The following is a 16,665-nucleotide window of genomic DNA, read 5'->3' on the forward strand; positions in this document are numbered from 1 at the left end:
CAGTGATCACGCCCGCCACCTGGTGCCGAGTGTGGGACTCGAACCCACACGTCCTTCCGGACAACGGTTTTTGAGACCGTCGCGTCTGCCAGTTCCGCCAACCCGGCGCACCGGGGAGAAAGCATAGCCGGTGTAGGGGGTTAGTCACTAATCGAGGGGGTGGGGGGATCACACGGTTGTGATACTGGTCGGTTTGCGCTGGGTAGATGGGTTGTGCGGGGAGGTGGACGGTACGCTTTGGGGTACTCGGGTGCGTGCCGGTCCCGCGAGGGGTGCGCCGGACGCGGTGGCATCGAGTGTTGGCAATCGGAGCGACTAGGGGTTCATCTATGGGAACGACAGCAGGGGGCGGTTCGAAGAAGGATGGTGCGGTGTCCGCCCCCAAGCGGGTGGTGGTTGCCGAGGACGAGGCGCTTATCCGGATGGATCTCGTGGAGATGCTCTCCGAGGAGGGTTATCTGGTGGTGGGTGAGGCGGGGGACGGCCAGCAGGCCGTCGACCTGGCCGAGGAGTTGCGTCCCGATCTGGTGATCATGGACGTGAAGATGCCGCGCCGCGACGGTATAGACGCCGCGGCCGAGATCGCCTCGAAACGCCTTGCGCCGGTGGTGATCCTGACCGCCTTCAGTCAGCGTGACCTGGTGGAGCGGGCCCGCGACGCCGGCGCGATGGCCTACCTCGTGAAGCCGTTCACCAAATCGGATCTGGTTCCGGCCATCGAATTGGCCGCATCCAGATTCCATGAGATCGCGGCGCTCGAGAGCGAGGTCGCGAATCTGACGGATCGCCTCGAAACCCGCAAGCTGGTGGAGCGTGCCAAGGGTGTGCTGATGCAGACCCAGGGCCTCTCGGAACCGCAGGCCTTCAAATGGATTCAGCGCACCGCCATGGATCGCCGCACCACCATGAAGGCAGTGGCCGAGGTGGTTTTGGAGAACCTCGCGCCGAAGTGAGGCGTAGTTAGCCCGCAGATCGCCCTGCTGTTGCCATGAATGAGCTGTAGTAATTTACAGCCCGGCAACACAGGGCGTTCTTTGTTTGTTGCGATGTCACATGAATGATTCGAATGTGATGCGGACCTAACGTGGCGGGGCTATGTTCTGGACGGGCCGATCGATGGGGCGGCCCTCCTCGGTGACCCGAGGGAGCAGAGAACATAGAGGTGAATCGTGCTTGGTTCAATGACTCGCACGTCTGCCTTGCGGCACAGCCGCATGGCAAGACTGGTGGTCGTCGGAGCTGTAGCGGTACTTGCGCTCGGGGCTGCCGGATGTAGTAGTAAATCCACCAGCAACAGTGCCGGCAGCAATCTGAGCATCCAGCCGTTGGCTCAGCTGGACAAGGACGGCAAGGAAGTTCCGCAGTCCAGCAATGCCGCGGCGGCGAATCCCGCCAGCGATGGCAAGGACAAGTGCGCGCCACAGACGATTGCCATGGCGGGTCCGTTGACCGGCGGCAACGCCAACCTCGGTCTCAATATCGTTCGCGGTGTGAAACTGGCGATCGACCTGCACAACAAGGCCAACCCGGATTGCCAGGTGACGGTCAAGCAGTTCGACACCGAGGGCGACCCGCAGAAGGCCACCCAGGTCATTCCGACCATCATCAACGACCCGTCGATCGTGGCCCTGATCGGCCCGACCTTCTCGGGTGAAACCAAGGCCACGGGTCAGATCCTCAGCGATGCCGGTCTGCTGTCTCTGACTCCCTCGGCCACCAACGTCACCCTCACCCAGAACGGCTGGAAGACCTTCTTCCGCGGCCTGGCCAATGACGGCGTGCAGGGCCCGACCGACGCCAAGTACCTCGCCGCCTCCGGGAAGTACAAGAAGATCTGCGTCGTCCAGGACGACTCGGATTACGGTACGGGCCTGGCCAAGACGCTGAACGCGGGTCTCGGCCCGCTGGCCGATGCCAGCTGCGCGGCCCAGGTCAAGACGGGCGACAAGGACTTCTCGGCGACGGTCTCCAAGCTGGCCGCCGCGAAGCCGGACGCCATCTACTACGCCGGCTACTACGCCGAGGCGTCCCCGTTCGTGTCGCAGCTGCGCTCGGGCGGCGTGACCGCCACCTTCGTCTCCGACGACGGCACCAAGGACGAGGAATTCGTGAAGCAGGCCGGTGACGCCTCGAAGGGCGCGCTGCTGTCCTGCCCGTGCGCCCCGTCGTCCGACACCTTCGCGACCCAGTTCAAGTCGGACAGCGGTTTCGACCCCGGCACCTACTCGGTCGAGGGCTACGACCTCGCCACGATCGTGATGAAGGGCATCGCCGCCGGAAACGTCACCCGGCCCGCACTGGTCAACTATGTGCGCAATTACGACGGCCAGGGCCTGGCCCGCGAATACAAATGGGATGCCACGGGCGAGCTTTCGAATGCCCTGATCTGGATGTACGAGGTCAAGTAAGTCCTCGAAGAGTCCCACCGATTCGGTTAACGGCGTGCGCCGGCGATCCCGGCGCTCGCCGTTTCCTCTACGGCGAGAGAACGAATGTCTTCATCCCTTTTCGCTGATGCGACCCTGCTGGCCAACGGGACCATCAATTTCGACGTCTCCGACCTGTTTCACCAGTTCTGGCGACTCACCATCGACGGCCTCGAATACGGCTCGATTTACGCGTTGGTAGCGGTTGGCTATACCTTGGTCTACGGTGTCCTCCGGCTGATCAATTTCGCGCATTCGGAAGTATTCATGGTGGGCATGTTCGGCCAGTATGTCGGCCTCATGATCCTCGGCTTCAGCCCCAGCGGCGACGTCTATTCCGAAGGCATGGCCCTCACCATCGTTTATCTGCTCGTGGCCCTGGTGTTCGGCATGGCCGTGTCCGGCGGCACCGCGGTCGCGCTGGAGCGCATCGCCTACCGGCCGTTGCGCAAGCGCGGGGCCAAACCCCTGATCTTCCTGATCACGGCGATCGGCATGTCGTTCATCCTGCAGGAAATCGTGCACGTCGTGCTGCCGAAACTCACCTCGGGCATGTCGACGCCGCTGGGCGGCACCAATGCCCAGCATCCGATCAAGCTGGTGGCGCCCACCACCGAGTTCTCGATCTTCGGCGCCCAGGTCAGCAATGTGACCCTGGTGATCATCGCGTCGGCGGTGGTCCTGGCCGCCGTCACCGAAATCCTCATCAACCGAACGAAATTCGGCCGCGGCATTCGCGCCGTGGCACAGGATCCCGATACCGCGACCCTGATGGGCGTCTCGCGGGAACGGATCATCATGACCACCTTCCTGCTCGGTGGCCTGCTGGCCGGCGCGGCGGCGCTGCTGTACACCTTCAAGGTGCCGCAGGGCATCATCTACAACGGCGGATTCATCCTGGGCATCAAGGCATTCAGCGCGGCGGTGCTCGGCGGTATCGGCAATCTGCGCGGCGCCCTGCTGGGCGGTCTGCTGCTCGGGCTGGCGGAGGACTACGGGCAGATCGTCTTCGGCAGCCAGTGGCGCGATGTGATCGCGTTCGTGGTGCTGGTGGTCGTGCTCATGTTCCGGCCCACCGGCATTCTCGGTGAGAGCCTGGGGAGGGCGCGGGTATGACCGACACTCTCACTCCGCCCGCGGCCCCGAAACGCGGCCGCGGGGCCGGGGACGCCATTCGCTATTGGTGGGGCGGGCTGTCGCGGCCCGCGCAGTGGGGCATCGGCGTGCCGGTGATCATCGTGCTCGCCCTGATCCCCTTGTTCCCGCCGCCGCTGCTGAACACCCCGGGCACCAGTTTCGGTGGCGTGATGGCGCAGTTCGCCATGACGGCGCTGATCGCGGTCGGCCTGAATGTCGTTGTCGGCCAGACAGGTCTGCTCGACCTCGGATACGTCGGCTTCTATGCGGTCGGCGCGTACACGGTCGGTCTGCTCACCAGTCCCAACAGTCCGTGGAACGCCACCGGCAGCTGGCTGAACGATAAATGGGCGTGGGTCATCTGTGTCCCGCTGGCCATCATCTTCACCGCGGCGACCGGTCTCATCCTGGGCACGCCGACGCTGCGGCTGCGCGGCGACTACCTGGCCATCGTGACCCTCGGCTTCGGTGAGATCGTGCGACTGCTCGCCGACAATCTGGGCGATGTCACCAACGGCAGCCTCGGTCTGTCCCGCATCGCCTATCCGCGGGTCGGCGTCTCCAGCACGCACCCGAACGGCTACTTCTCCTCCGGCAACCTGGGCGACAGCAACAGCTGGAACCTGCTGGACCGCGCCAACTCCGGCGTCTGGTGGTTCTGGGTCGGCATGATCCTGGTGGTCGTCGTACTGCTGTTCGTCGGCAATCTGGAGCGCAGCCGCGTCGGCCGCGCCTGGGTCGCGATCCGCGAGGACGAGGACGTCGCCGAGATGATGGGCGTGCCCACCTTCAAGTTCAAGCTGTGGGCGTTCATGATCGGCGCGGGCATCGGCGGCATGTCGGGCGCGCTGTACGCGGGCCAGGTGCAGTTCATCAACCCGACCGGCTTCAACATCATCAACTCGATGCTGTTCCTGTGCGCGGTGGTGATCGGCGGTCAGGGCAACAAGCTCGGCGTCATCGTCGGCGCGTTCGTGATCGTCTATCTGCCCAACCGTTTCATGTCGGTGAACCTGGGCGGGGAATCCCTGGGTGACTACAAGTACCTGTTCTACGGCGTCACCCTGGTGATCGTGATGATCTTCCGCCCGCAGGGCCTGTTCCCGGTGCGGCAGAAGCTGCTCACCTACGGGCGCAAGGTGTTCCGTGCGATGCACCGCGAACCGCAGGTGGCCGTGCAGACGAGCGGAGGACCGCGATGACCGGACCGGACGAGGGCGGCGCGCTGTTCGACAACGAGGACATGGCGGCCGGATACACGAAACCCGATATCGAACCCAGCGCGGGGACCCTGGATGTCACCGAGGTGCTGCCCGTGCTCGGGGATGCCGGTGTGGTGGCGGAAGTCGTTGCGCCGCACCGGGAAATCGAGACCGCCGTCGGTGCGCCACTGCTCAGCACCAACGGCCTGACGGTGAAGTTCGGCGGTCTCACCGCCCTCGACGATGTCACCTTCGACATTCGGCGCGGCGAGATCCTCGGCATGATCGGGCCCAACGGCGCCGGCAAGACCACCTGCTTCAATGCCATCACCGGTGTCTACCGGCCGTCGTCGGGCACGGTGTCCTTCGACGGCAAGCCGCTGGCCAAGTCCAAGCGGAACGAGATCACCCGGCTCGGCATCGCCCGCACCTTCCAGAACATCCGGTTGTTCCAGGAGATGACGGCGCTGGAGAACGTGGTCGTCGGCACCGACGCACGGCACAAGACCTCGGTGCCGGGTGCCGTGTTCCGGACCGCGCGGCATCGCCGCGAGGAGAAGGACGCCGTCGAACGCGGTATGGCGCTGCTGGAATTCGTGGGCATCGCACCGCGCGCTGTCGAGAAGGCCCGCAACCTCTCCTACGGTGATCAGCGCCGCTTGGAGATCGCCCGCGCGCTGGCGACCGAGCCGAAACTGCTGTGCCTGGACGAGCCGGCCGCCGGTTTCAATCCGAGCGAGAAGGCCTCGCTCATGGATCTGATCCGCAAGATCCGCGACGACGGGTTCACCGTGCTGCTCATCGAGCACGACATGCGCCTCGTCATGGGTGTGACGGACCGGATCGTGGTGCTGGAGTTCGGCCGCAAGATCGCCGACGGCCTGCCGTCACAGATCCGCGAGGACCCCAAGGTGATCGCCGCCTATCTCGGCGTGCCCGACGAGGAGGCAGGTGAGGACCAGTGACCACTTCCGAGCAGACCGGCGCCAGGGGCCAGCTCCCGCCGCCCGATCCGAACGCCCTGCTGCAGGTCGACGACCTGGTGGTCAGCTACGGCAGAATCCAAGCCCTGCACGGCATTTCACTGTCCGTGGCACAGGGTGAACTGGTGACACTGCTGGGCGCCAACGGTGCGGGCAAGACCACCACCATGCGCGCCCTGTCCGGCCTGCTGCCGCTCACCCGCGGCCGCATCATGTTCGAGGGCCGCGACATCACCCGCGTGAAGGCGCATCAGCGGGTGGGCCTGGGCCTCATCCAGGCGCCCGAGGGCCGCGGCGTGTTCCCCGGCATGACGGTGCAGGAGAACCTCGAGATGGGTTCGTACGGGCGGCCTTTCAAGGACAAGGCCGAACAGCAGCGCACCCTGGACTGGATCTTCGACCTGTTCCCGCGCGTGCAGGAACGCCGCAAACAGGTCGGCGGCACCCTGTCCGGTGGTGAACAGCAGATGGTGGCCATCGCCCGCGCCCTGATGGCCCGCCCGAAGCTGCTGCTGCTCGACGAGCCGTCGATGGGCTTGGCCCCCATGGTGATTCAGCAGATCTTCCGCATCATCGCGGATATCAACAAGCAGGGCACCACGGTCCTGCTGGTCGAGCAGAACGCCCAGCAGGCCCTGACCCGCAGCGACCGCGCCTACATCCTGGAGACCGGCGAGGTCACCAAGACGGGCCCCGGCCGCGAACTCCTGCACGACCCGGCCGTCAAGTCCGCCTACCTCGGCGTCGGCTGAACCGGCCCCTCCCCGAAAAGCATTCGGGCCGGTCACCACTGGTGACCGGCCCGAAGCCTTTTGCAGGGGCGACAGGAATCGAACCTGCAACCTGCCGCTTTGGAGACGGCTGCTCTGCCAATTGAGCTACGCCCCTTTGCGAGGGGTCACGCTACCAGGTGCCCGGCCCGGGGTGAAAATCGGTTTTCGTGACCTGCGGCGACGGGCCGGGTAAGCCCGCTGCCCACGGATGTCGGTGGGGATACCTAGACTCTCTCGGGTGACCCCTGCCTCTACCGATCAGCGTCCGAGTGCCGTGTCCGCGACCGCGTCCGGCGAGCAGCCGACCCTGCTGCTGCTGGATGGCCATTCACTGGCCTATCGCGCGTTCTATGCGCTGCCGGCGGAGAACTTCAAGACGCACAGTGGGCAGACCACGAATGCGGTCTACGGGTTCACGGCCATGCTGATCAACCTGCTGCGGGACGAGAAGCCGACGCATGTGGCGGCGGCGTTCGATGTGAGCCGCAAGACGTTCCGCACCGAGGCGTTCCCGGAGTACAAGGCGAACCGGGCCACCACGCCGGACGAGTTCCGCGGGCAGGTGGAGACCACGCAGGAGGTGCTGGGGGCGCTCGGCATCCCGGTGATGGCCATCGACGGCTACGAGGCCGACGATGTCATCGCCACCCTCACCACGCAGGCCGTGCCGGAGGGGTTCCGGGTGCTCATCGTCACCGGTGACCGCGATTCGCTGCAGCTGGTCAATGACGATGTCACCGTGCTCTACCCGAAGAAGGGCGTCTCCGAGCTGACCCGGTTCACCCCGGCGGCGGTGGAGGAGAAGTACGGGCTGACACCGCGGCAGTACCCGGACTTCGCGGCCCTGCGCGGCGACCCGAGCGACAATCTGCCGGGCATTCCGGGCGTGGGGGAGAAGACCGCCGCCAAGTGGATCCGCGAATACGGCGACCTGGCCGCCCTGGTCGACCGCGTCGACACGGTGAAGGGCAAGGTCGGAGATGCCTTGCGCGCCAACCTGTCCAGCGTGGTGCTGAACCGCCAGCTCACCGAGATGGTGCGCACCGTCCCGCTGCCGTACACGCCCGATCAGCTGGCCATGCAGCCGTGGGACCGGGACAAGATCCATCAGCTCTTCGACGAGCTCGAATTCCGCGTCCTGCGCGACCGGCTCTTCGACACCCTCGCCCCCGTGGAGCCCGAGGCCGAATCCGGCTTCGAGATCAGCGGTAGCGCCCTGGCCGCCGGCGCGGTCGCGGACTGGCTCGCCGCGCATGCGAAAGCCGGTGTCCGGCACGGTGTTTCCGTGGTCGGCAACGGCTCGCCCCTGCACGGGGACGTGCAGGCCATCGCGCTGGCCGCCGCGGACGGTGAGGGCGCCTACATCGACGTGCACACCATGACCCCCGAGGACGAGAAGGCGCTCGGCGCCTGGCTCGCCGACACCGAGACCCCGAAGGCCTTGCACGAGGCCAAGACCGCCATGCACGCCCTGCGCGGCCGCGGCTGGCAGCTGGGCGGGCTCACCAGCGACACCGCACTGGCCGCGTACCTGATCCTGCCGGGCCAGCGCACCTTCAACCTGGAGGACCTGTCCCTGCGCTACCTGAGCCGGGAACTGCGGGTGGACAACGGCGGCGAATCGCAGCTGTCCCTGCTGGACGACGAGGAGACCGTCGACGCCGAGATCGCCAATGCGCAAATGCTGCGCGCCCGTGCGGTTTCCGACCTCGCCGCGGCCTTCGACACCGAACTCGAGCGCATCGAATCCACCGCCCTGCTCGGTGATATGGAATTGCCGCTGCTGAGCGTGCTCGCCGACCTGGAGAACGCCGGCATCGCCGTGGATTCGGCGCAGCTGGAGGAACTGCAGCGCGAATTCGCCGACCGTGTCGCCGAAGCCGCGAACGCCGCCTACGAGGTGATCGGCAAGCAGATCAACCTCGGCTCGCCCAAGCAGCTGCAGGTGGTGCTGTTCGACGAGCTGGACATGCCGAAGACCAAGCGCACCAAGACCGGCTACACCACCGATGCCGATGCGCTGGAAGGCCTTTACGAGAAGACCCAGCACCCGTTCCTGCAGCACCTGCTGGAGCACCGCGACGCCACCCGCCTGAAGGTGACCGTGGACGGCCTGCTCAAAGCGGTGGACGACGACGGTCGCATCCACACCACCTTCAACCAGACGGTGGCCGCCACCGGCCGACTCTCCTCCACCGAGCCGAACCTGCAGAACATTCCGATCCGCACCGATATGGGCCGCCGCATCCGCGACACCTTCGTGGTGGGACCCGGCTACGAGTCGCTCATGACCGCGGACTACAGCCAGATCGAAATGCGCATCATGGCCCACCTGTCCAAGGACGAGGGCCTGATCGAGGCCTTCAACTCGGGCGAGGACCTGCACAACTTCGTGGCGTCCAAGGCCTTCGACATCCCGATCTCCGATGTCGATCCGGAACTGCGTCGCCGCATCAAGGCCATGTCCTACGGTCTCGCCTACGGCCTGTCCGCGTACGGCCTGTCCCAGCAGTTGAAGATCAGCGCCGACGAGGCCAAGGTCCAGATGGACATCTACTTCAACCGTTTCGGCGCCATCCGCGACTATCTGCAGGCCGCGGTCGAGCAGGCCCGCAAGATCGGCTACACCGAAACCCTCTTCGGCCGCCGCCGCTATCTGCCGGATCTGGACTCCAGCAACCGGCAGCGCCGTGAGGCCGCCGAGCGCATGGCCCTCAACGCCCCCATTCAGGGCACGGCCGCCGACATCATCAAGGTCGCCATGATCGACACCCAGCGCGCGATCCGCGAGGCGGGCCTGAAATCCCGCATGCTGCTGCAGATCCACGACGAACTCGTCTTCGACGTGGCGCCGGGCGAGCGCGAGCAGCTGGAAGCCCTTGCCCGCGAACACATGTCGAACGCCATCGAGCTGTCGGTGCCGCTGGAGGTCTCGGTCGGCGTGGGCCGCAGCTGGGATTCCGCCGCGCACTGAGATAGCTGCACATACGCCGGCACGGCCCCCTGCCCCGCGGCAGGGGGCCGTGTCGCGTTTGCCGGTTCCCCGCTGCCGGGTTTGCTCGGTTTCACCGTTCCGGCGTGTCGCCGATGGTTGTTCACGCAGGGTTCGATCGTGGTTCGGCAGGGTTTGCCCAGGGCGGGACCGGTTGGTGTTACCGGCGTCACCGCATGCCTCATGACCTGCGACGAAGTTACTCGTGGGTCGATTGCGAATATGGTTGCCATCGCCCGGCTTCGCACCTATGCTCGACCCCGTGCCGAATCCCGCCCACAGCCGCAGCGCTGCGCTTCACGTCGCCGACCGCGACGGCGCCGCGCTCATTCCGCTCACCGCGATGGTGGCTGCTGTGCGAGTACTCGTAGTTCTCCGCCGTAGCGGGGTCTGATTCGGACCGGCCCCTCGCTGCGGCCGTTTGAACTTTTTTTGCGCTGGTCCCCTCTGCCAAATTCTGGGAAGAAGTCGGGAAGACCTGTTCAATGACCATCACCATCGATACCCACGCCATCATCTCCGCTGCCCCTGCGAGCCTGCGGGCCGAATGCAGGGACCTGACCCCCGCCGAGTTCTACGACCGGTACTGCGATAAGGCCGGCCCGGTCAAGCTCAGCGAATGGACGCCCATCGGGGCCCGCCACACCGGCGCGCACTGTGCGGCGACCATCGAGATCGCCGATCGCCTCCGGACCGTCACCGCGGCCGGAAACCCGGTGGCCGCGCTGACCTCCGCGCTCTACGACGAGGGCTACCCCGTCGAAATCCTGGCGTTCCACCAGCGCCGGACCGAAAGTGGCGCCGCCACCTTCATCCAGTGCGAGTTCAACGGCCGACGGGGCTGGGGCGCCGCACTCGCCGACGACAGCGCGGAATCGACCTTCCGGGCCATCATCGCCGGCATCAACCATCTCGGCGCCCGCATCTAGCGATACGACGCGTCAATACGAATGCGCCGCAACCGTTTCGGGGTTGCGGCGCATTCGGTGTCTCACGGAGTCGTTCCGGTTCACGCTTCCGTCTGCTGCTCGGCGAGCTGCTTGCGGACGTCTTCCATGTCGAGGGCCTTCACCTGGGTGATGAGATCCTCGAGCGCGGGCGGCGGGAGTGCGCCGGGCTGCGCGAAGACGAGGACGCCCTCGCGGAAGGCCATGATGGTCGGGATCGACCGGATGTTCGCAGCGGCGGCCAAGCCCTGCTCGGCTTCGGTGTCGACCTTGCCGTGCACTACGTCGGGGTGCTTCTCCGACGAGGCCTCGAAGGTAGGCGCGAAGCTGCGGCACGGGCCGCACCACGACGCCCAGAAATCGACCAGGACCACGTCACCGCTCGTGACGATCTCGTCGAAGTTCTGCTCGGTCAGGGTCTGGGTGGCCATGGTGTCCTCTCATATCGGATTTTCCCGGTCCAACACCGGGCCATCGACTTATCTTCCCCGCACAACCTAAGGCACGAACGCGCATGACCTGAGCCACGGGCGGTTCCGCCTCCCGTCGTCGTCCCACCGCCGGATACCCACCACGGTAGCCCGGAAATCCTTACCCCAGGCCACAGTGCCCGAGACCGCAGCCGGAAGCCCGTCCGATCGGATCGGGACCCGTGAAAGTCGTGCCGCGCCAACATCTTTTCGGGCCGCCGCCGGATCCCGACGGCCGCCGCGACGATCATGAGCGCCGCGGGGCCTGGCGCATTCAGGCCGTTGTCGCGCGGCAGGCCGCCCAACCCCTGACCCGCGTCCAGGTCTCGAATTGTGTGATCCGTGTGTGCCACCGTGTCACCGCCGCGAGGTTTGCGGGAGGATGACCGGCATGAGTGAAGGCATCGATCCCCTGCTGGATTCCTTGCGCCTGGGGCTGATCGAGGGCGATGGCATCGGGCCGGAAATTGTGCGCGCGACCCGGGAAGTGGTGGACGACGCCTTCGACGGGCTGAAGCTGCCGAAGGTCGAATGGGTGCCGCTGCTCATCGGGCATGCCGCCATCGAGGAGTTCGGCGATCCGGTGCCCGAGCCCACCTTCCAGGCCCTGGCCGAACTGCCGGCCTGGATCATGGGCCCGCACGACAGTGCCTCCTACGCCGTGGAACACCGGACCGGCCTGCCGCCGGCGGGCGCGGTGCGCAAGCGTTTCGGCATGTACGCGAACATCCGCCCGGCGCGGACCATGGAGGGCGTGCGTTCGGTGGCCCCGGCCATGGATCTGCTGATCATGCGGGAGAACACTGAGGGCCTGTACGCGGACCGCAATATGGCGGCGGGTTCGGGGGAGTTCCAGCCGTCGCGGGATGTGGCGCTGGCGGTCGGGGTATTCACGCGGGCGGCGATCGAGCGGATCGCGCATCTGGGTTTCGAGATCGCGAGTGAGCGCGACAAGCGAGTCACCATCGTGCACAAGGCGAATGTGCTGCCCATGACCATGGGCATGTTCCGCGATGTCTGCTACGAGGTGGCGAAGCAGTACCCGGAGATCACGGTGATCGACGAGCACGTGGACGCCGCCGCGGCCCATCTGGTGCGCGCGCCACAGGATTACGACGTGATCGTCACCGAGAACCTGTGCGGTGACATCCTCTCCGATCTGGCCGGCGAGCTGAGTGGTTCGCTGGGCATGGCGGCCTCGGTGAACTGCTCGGACACCCAGATCATGGCGCAGGCCGTGCACGGTGCGGCGCCCACGCTGGCCGGGCACAATCGCGCGAATCCGGTGGCGCTGTTCAATTCGGCGGCGGGCATGTTGCGGTGGATGGGCCGGACGCAGCGGTACAGCGCGCTGCGCCGGGTGGGCGAGCGAATTGAACACGCGGTAGCGGATACGTTGCGGGCCGGAGTCGCCACGGGCGATTTGGGTGGGTTAGCATCTACCACCGAATTCACCGAGCAGGTGCGGGCCCGGCTGCACCGCTGGTGAGCGTGCACTTCCGGGACCGGGCGTGTTCGGCCACGCAACGGCGTGTCGCCGATTAATGTTCGGTTACCGACCCGTACGGAAGGTTTCACTCGCTTACATTTCAAATAGCGAGGAACCCCTGGATGTCGCGCAACCGAACTGTGGAGGACTGCTGTGTCTGTTCGAATCGATTTCCGTGGGCGTGGCCTGCGGGCTGCCGTCGTACTCGCGGCCGGCGCACTCGCGCTGACCGCCTGTACCAACAACTCGGAGTCCACGACTCCGGCGGCGCCCACTGTCGACGTCACCAAGGTCGACTCCATCGCGGCGAAGGTGCCCGCCGACATCAAATCCTCCGGCAAGCTCATCGTCGGCGTGAACGTGCCCTACCAGCCGAACGAGTACCGGGATCCCAGCTCCGGCAAGATCGTCGGCTTCGACGTGGACCTGATGAACGCCGTCGGCAAGGTGCTCGGCCTGAACACCGACTACCAGGAAGCCGACTTCGAGAAGATCATCCCGGCCATCGAGGCCGGCACCTACAACCTCGGCATGTCGTCGTTCACCGACAACAAGGACCGCGAGAAGACCGCCGACTTCGTCGACTACTTCTCCGCCGGCAGCCAGTGGGCCCAGCAGAAGGGCAAGCCCGTCGACCCGAACAATGCCTGCGGTAAGCGGGTCGCGGTGCAGCGCACCACCGTTCAGGACACCGACGAGATCCCGGCCAAGTCCAAGGCGTGCACCGACGCCGGCAAGCCTGCCATCCAGAAGGTCGCTTACGACGAGCAGTCCGCCGCCGCCAACGCGCTGGTCCAGGGTCAGGTCGACGCCATGTCCGCCGACTCCCCGGTGACCGCGTACGCCATCAAGCAGGCCAGCGACAAGATCGAATCCGCCGGTCCCATCTTCGATTCCGCGCCCTACGGCTGGCCCGTCAAGAAGGCCTCGCCGCTCGCGCCCGTGCTGCAGGAAGCCGTGCAGTACCTGATGGACCACGGCCAGTACAAGCAGATCGCCACCAACTGGGGTGTCCAAGAGGGCGCGATCACCAAGTCCGCCATCAACGGAGCGCAGAGCTAACCGCATATGTCGTCCGACGAGAGCAAGACCGCGGCATTCGCCGCGAAGAACACGAATCCCGCTGCGCCCGAGGCGATCAAGGCGATCCCGCTGCGACGCCCGGGCCGGTGGCTCGCCGCCGCAGTGATCCTGATCGCGGTGGGACTGTTCGTGTACGGCGCCGCCACCAATGACGCCTACCACTGGGACACCTACTGGGCCTACTTGCGCGATGCGCGAATCGCCAACGGCGCCTTGGTGACCCTGGAACTCACCGTGCTGGCCATGGCCATCGGCGTGGCGCTGGGCGTGCTGCTGGCCGTCATGCGGCTGTCGCCGAACCCGGTACTGCGTTCGGTCGCGTGGGCCTACCTGTGGGTCTTCCGCGGGACCCCGATCTATGTGCAGTTGGTGTTCTGGGGCCTGTTCCCCTCGCTGTACAAGACCATCACCCTCGGAGTGCCCTTCGGCGGGCCGTCGTTCGCGCATTTCGACGTGCTGCACTGGCAGGCGCCGTTCTTCTTCGCCGTGGTCGGCCTGGGCCTCAACGAGGCCGCCTACATGGCCGAAATCGTGCGCGCCGGAATCAATTCCGTCGGTGAGGGACAGCGTGAGGCCTCGGTGGCGCTGGGCATGTCGTGGTCGCAGACCATGACCCGCACGGTGCTCCCGCAGGCCATGCGGGTGATCATCCCGCCCACCGGCAACGAGCTGATCTCCATGCTGAAGACCACCTCGCTGGTCACGGCCATCCCGCTCACCACCGACCTGTACGGCCGGGCCCGCGACATCTACAGCGTGAACTTCCAGCCGATCCCGCTGCTGCTGGTCGCCGCCACCTGGTACCTGATCGTCACCAGCGTGCTCATGGTGGGACAGTTCTACCTGGAGCGGTACTACTCGCGCGGCTCCTCGCGGCAGCTGACCGGAAAACAGTTGCGTGCGTTGGCCGATGCCCAAGTGGCAGGCGGGACGGGATAGATGAGCGCCGACATGTCGAAGGACGCAAAGCCAGTGCAGGATGCCCCGCCCGTCACGGGCGCCCCGATGGTCCGCGCCGAACAGGTATGCAAGGACTTCGGTGCGCTGCAAGTGCTCAAAGGGATCTCGCTGGAGGTGAAGCGTGGTGAGGTGCTCTGCCTCATCGGGCCGTCCGGCTCCGGCAAGTCCACCTTCCTGCGCTGCATCAACCACCTCGAACAGGTCAATGCCGGCCGGCTCTACGTCGACGGCGACCTGGTCGGGTACCGCGAGAAGAGCGGCAAGCTCTACGAGCTGCACCCGCGCGACGCCGCCAAACAGCGCCGCGATATCGGCATGGTGTTCCAGCACTTCAATCTGTTCCCGCACCGCACGGCGCTGGAGAACATCATCGAAGCGCCGACCCAGGTCAAGAAGATCAAACGGGCCGACGCGATCGCACGCGCCCGCGAGCTGCTGGCGCGGGTCGGCCTGGCGGACAAGGCCGATGCCTACCCCGCCCAGCTTTCCGGCGGACAGCAGCAGCGCGTCGCCATCGCCCGGGCGCTGGCCATGGATCCCAAACTCATGCTCTTCGACGAGCCGACCTCGGCGCTCGACCCGGAGCTGGTGGGCGAAGTGCTCGGCGTCATGCGGGAACTCGCGGCCTCGGGCATGACCATGGTGGTGGTGACGCACGAAATGGGCTTCGCCCGTGAGGTCGCCGACCAGCTGGTGTTCATGGACGCCGGCGTCGTGGTCGAAGCCGGCAACCCGCGCGAGATGCTCGCCAACCCGCAGCACGACCGCACCAAGGCGTTCCTGTCGCGGATCCTCTGACGAGAGTTCCCTCGGAACTCTCAGGGGCTGACGCCCCCGAACCCCCTGTGCCCCGCTCCGATTCACGGAGCGGGGCACAGTCTTGTGTATTCAGCTGTCCAGCAGGAACTTCAGCACGGTCTCCGTCTGGCCGGTCACGGCGTGGCCCATGCCGGGGAGCAGATTCACCCGTGCGGCAGGGATATTCGCGCGGATGCGGCGTGCGGTGTCCACGGAGTCCATCATGACGTCCTGATCGCCGACCATCACCAGGACCGGCATGGTCAAGCGTTGCAGCTCGGCATCGGTGAACCTGGGGAGCTTCTCCCGGCGCGGATTGAAGTGCTCGAAGATCAGCACCACGTCGTCGAGGACGGTGGCGAACTCCGGTTCGGTCAAACCCGTTACGGTGCTTGCGGATCGGCGTGCATCGTGGCGGCCGAGCAGTCGGGGGAGGATCTCCTTCAGCAGCCAGCCGTACTTCTGCTTGCCGATCCCGCCGGGGCACAGCAGGGCCAGTCGTGTCACCCGTTCCGGGCGGCGGGTGGCGTAGTCGGTGGCCATCCAGCCGCCGAGGGACATTCCCGTCAGGGCGAAGCTCGACAGGCCGAGGCCGTCGACCACGTCGTCGAGCCACAGCGAGACGCCGTCGGTGCCAAGTACCGGCCGGGAGCGTGCGCTGCCGCCCGGCTCGCCGACGATATCCACCGCGTACACGCGGAAATGCGTTGCCCAGGAGGCGATATCGCCGCGCCAGGTGCTCGAGTTGCTGCCGGAGCCGTGCAACAGCACCAGCGGCGGCGCATCCGCCGGGCCCGAGGCGAGGACGAAGGTGTCGCCCTCGCGGGTGGGGATGTGCAGTTCGTCGGCGGGAACGGGCCAGGCCCGCAACACTTCCCGGTAGCGGTCCTGGATCGCTGCCGCGCCGGCTTCCGACTTGTAGATGGCGGTCATGACGACAGCACTCCTTCGGTGTATTCCAGCAGGCGGGCCGTATCGGCCGGGCCGCCCACGATGATGACCTTGAGCCGGGCGCGTTCCCGGTCGTACATGGTCTGGACCCGCAGCGGCTGCGCGCCGGGCCCCTGGGTCTGCGCTGCCCCGGTGAGCAGGACGATCACCCGGTCGGCGGTGACGGGATCGATGGCGTCGATCTCGAGGATGCTCGACACCTCGGCGTGCCGTGTGCGTGCGACGGTGTCGCGCAATGGATCCGGCACCGGCAGTCCGGTGAACGCCTCCAGGTCGGCCTGCGTGATGCGGTACTGCTTGCCGATGCGGACGGCGTGGAGTTTGCCGTCGCGCACGTAGTTGCGGACAGTGCGGACGTGCAGGCCCAGCCGCTCCGCGACCTCCTCCACCGAGTACAAGCGCTCGTTCATGCTATGTACCTTAAACTGCTCTATTGAAGGGTGCAATAAGGTAT

The 16,665-nt window shown here is 66.2% G+C and carries 16 protein-coding genes and 2 tRNA genes; 13 read left to right on the forward strand and 5 right to left on the reverse strand.

Annotated features, from left to right (window positions below):
* Positions 1-20 precede the first annotated feature (20 nt).
* Positions 21-107, reverse strand: a tRNA-Leu gene (locus ACH438_RS35580).
* A 222-nt stretch (positions 108-329) separates the two neighbouring features.
* Here ACH438_RS35580 and ACH438_RS35585 point away from each other — a divergent pair.
* From ACH438_RS35585 to ACH438_RS35610, 6 genes are all read left to right on the forward strand, one after another.
* Positions 330-953 (forward strand): ANTAR domain-containing response regulator, encoded by a 624-nt coding sequence (locus ACH438_RS35585; RefSeq protein ID WP_397013526.1) that lies wholly within the window; start codon positions 330-332, stop codon positions 951-953.
* A gap of 228 nt (positions 954-1,181) precedes the next feature.
* Positions 1,182-2,408, forward strand: coding sequence for a branched-chain amino acid ABC transporter substrate-binding protein (locus ACH438_RS35590; RefSeq protein WP_397013528.1), 1,227 nt, complete (start codon positions 1,182-1,184; stop codon positions 2,406-2,408).
* An 84-nt stretch (positions 2,409-2,492) separates the two neighbouring features.
* Positions 2,493-3,542 carry a branched-chain amino acid ABC transporter permease gene (locus tag ACH438_RS35595; protein WP_397013530.1) on the forward strand — a complete coding sequence of 350 codons (1,050 nt, stop codon included), beginning with the start codon at positions 2,493-2,495 and terminating at the stop codon, positions 3,540-3,542.
* Positions 3,539-4,765 carry a branched-chain amino acid ABC transporter permease gene (locus tag ACH438_RS35600; RefSeq protein WP_397013533.1) on the forward strand — a complete coding sequence of 409 codons (1,227 nt, stop codon included), beginning with the start codon at positions 3,539-3,541 and terminating at the stop codon, positions 4,763-4,765. The genes ACH438_RS35595 and ACH438_RS35600 overlap by 4 nt, the downstream gene beginning before the upstream one ends.
* Positions 4,762-5,730: an ABC transporter ATP-binding protein gene (locus tag ACH438_RS35605; RefSeq protein WP_397013536.1), complete on the forward strand. Its 969-nt coding sequence runs from the start codon at positions 4,762-4,764 to the stop codon at positions 5,728-5,730. The genes ACH438_RS35600 and ACH438_RS35605 overlap by 4 nt, the downstream gene beginning before the upstream one ends.
* The gene (locus ACH438_RS35610) at positions 5,727-6,500 is read left to right on the forward strand and encodes an ABC transporter ATP-binding protein (RefSeq protein WP_397013539.1); all 774 of its coding nucleotides are present in this window, start codon (positions 5,727-5,729) and stop codon (positions 6,498-6,500) included. Before ACH438_RS35605 ends, ACH438_RS35610 begins: the two co-directional genes overlap by 4 nt.
* 63 nt (positions 6,501-6,563) lie before the next feature.
* Here ACH438_RS35610 and ACH438_RS35615 read toward each other — a convergent pair.
* A tRNA-Trp gene (locus ACH438_RS35615) sits at positions 6,564-6,636 on the reverse strand.
* Between the two features lie 123 nt (positions 6,637-6,759).
* On the opposite strand from ACH438_RS35615, the gene polA reads away from it, so the two are divergent.
* From polA to ACH438_RS35630, 3 genes are all read left to right on the forward strand, one after another.
* A complete protein-coding gene (polA, locus tag ACH438_RS35620) occupies positions 6,760-9,495 on the forward strand; it encodes a DNA polymerase I (protein WP_397013543.1) in 2,736 nt (911 codons plus the stop codon).
* A 280-nt stretch (positions 9,496-9,775) separates the two neighbouring features.
* The gene (locus ACH438_RS35625; protein ID WP_397013548.1) at positions 9,776-9,907 is read left to right on the forward strand and encodes a hypothetical protein; all 132 of its coding nucleotides are present in this window, start codon (positions 9,776-9,778) and stop codon (positions 9,905-9,907) included.
* A gap of 91 nt (positions 9,908-9,998) precedes the next feature.
* Positions 9,999-10,442 carry an alpha-isopropylmalate synthase regulatory domain-containing protein gene (locus ACH438_RS35630; protein WP_397013551.1) on the forward strand — a complete coding sequence of 148 codons (444 nt, stop codon included), beginning with the start codon at positions 9,999-10,001 and terminating at the stop codon, positions 10,440-10,442.
* 80 nt (positions 10,443-10,522) lie between these two features.
* Here the strand turns inward: ACH438_RS35630 and trxA are convergent, their stop codons facing one another.
* Positions 10,523-10,891: a thioredoxin gene (trxA, locus tag ACH438_RS35635; RefSeq protein WP_397013556.1), complete on the reverse strand. Its 369-nt coding sequence runs from the start codon at positions 10,889-10,891 to the stop codon at positions 10,523-10,525.
* Between the two features lie 430 nt (positions 10,892-11,321).
* Here trxA and ACH438_RS35640 point away from each other — a divergent pair, with 430 nt between their 5' ends.
* From ACH438_RS35640 to ACH438_RS35655, 4 genes are all read left to right on the forward strand, one after another.
* Positions 11,322-12,419, forward strand: a complete 1,098-nt coding sequence (locus ACH438_RS35640; RefSeq protein ID WP_397013560.1) for an isocitrate/isopropylmalate dehydrogenase family protein — start codon at positions 11,322-11,324, stop codon at positions 12,417-12,419.
* Positions 12,420-12,572: 153 nt separating this feature from the next.
* Positions 12,573-13,481: an ABC transporter substrate-binding protein gene (locus ACH438_RS35645; protein WP_397013563.1), complete on the forward strand. Its 909-nt coding sequence runs from the start codon at positions 12,573-12,575 to the stop codon at positions 13,479-13,481.
* 6 nt (positions 13,482-13,487) lie between these two features.
* Positions 13,488-14,441, forward strand: coding sequence for an amino acid ABC transporter permease (locus tag ACH438_RS35650; protein WP_397013566.1), 954 nt, complete (start codon positions 13,488-13,490; stop codon positions 14,439-14,441).
* A gap of 12 nt (positions 14,442-14,453) precedes the next feature.
* Complete coding sequence (locus ACH438_RS35655) at positions 14,454-15,260, forward strand: amino acid ABC transporter ATP-binding protein (protein ID WP_397013568.1); 807 nt, start codon at positions 14,454-14,456, stop codon at positions 15,258-15,260.
* 90 nt (positions 15,261-15,350) lie between these two features.
* On the opposite strand, the gene ACH438_RS35660 is transcribed toward ACH438_RS35655, so the two are convergent.
* Positions 15,351-16,193, reverse strand: a complete 843-nt coding sequence (locus ACH438_RS35660) for an alpha/beta fold hydrolase (protein WP_397013570.1) — start codon at positions 16,191-16,193, stop codon at positions 15,351-15,353.
* Positions 16,190-16,621, reverse strand: coding sequence for a helix-turn-helix domain-containing protein (locus tag ACH438_RS35665; RefSeq protein ID WP_397013572.1), 432 nt, complete (start codon positions 16,619-16,621; stop codon positions 16,190-16,192). The genes ACH438_RS35660 and ACH438_RS35665 overlap by 4 nt, the downstream gene beginning before the upstream one ends.
* Positions 16,622-16,665: the final 44 nt, after the last annotated feature.

This window comes from Nocardia sp. NPDC020380 (genome assembly GCF_044386975.1).
Lineage (GTDB): Bacteria > Actinomycetota > Actinomycetes > Mycobacteriales > Mycobacteriaceae > Nocardia.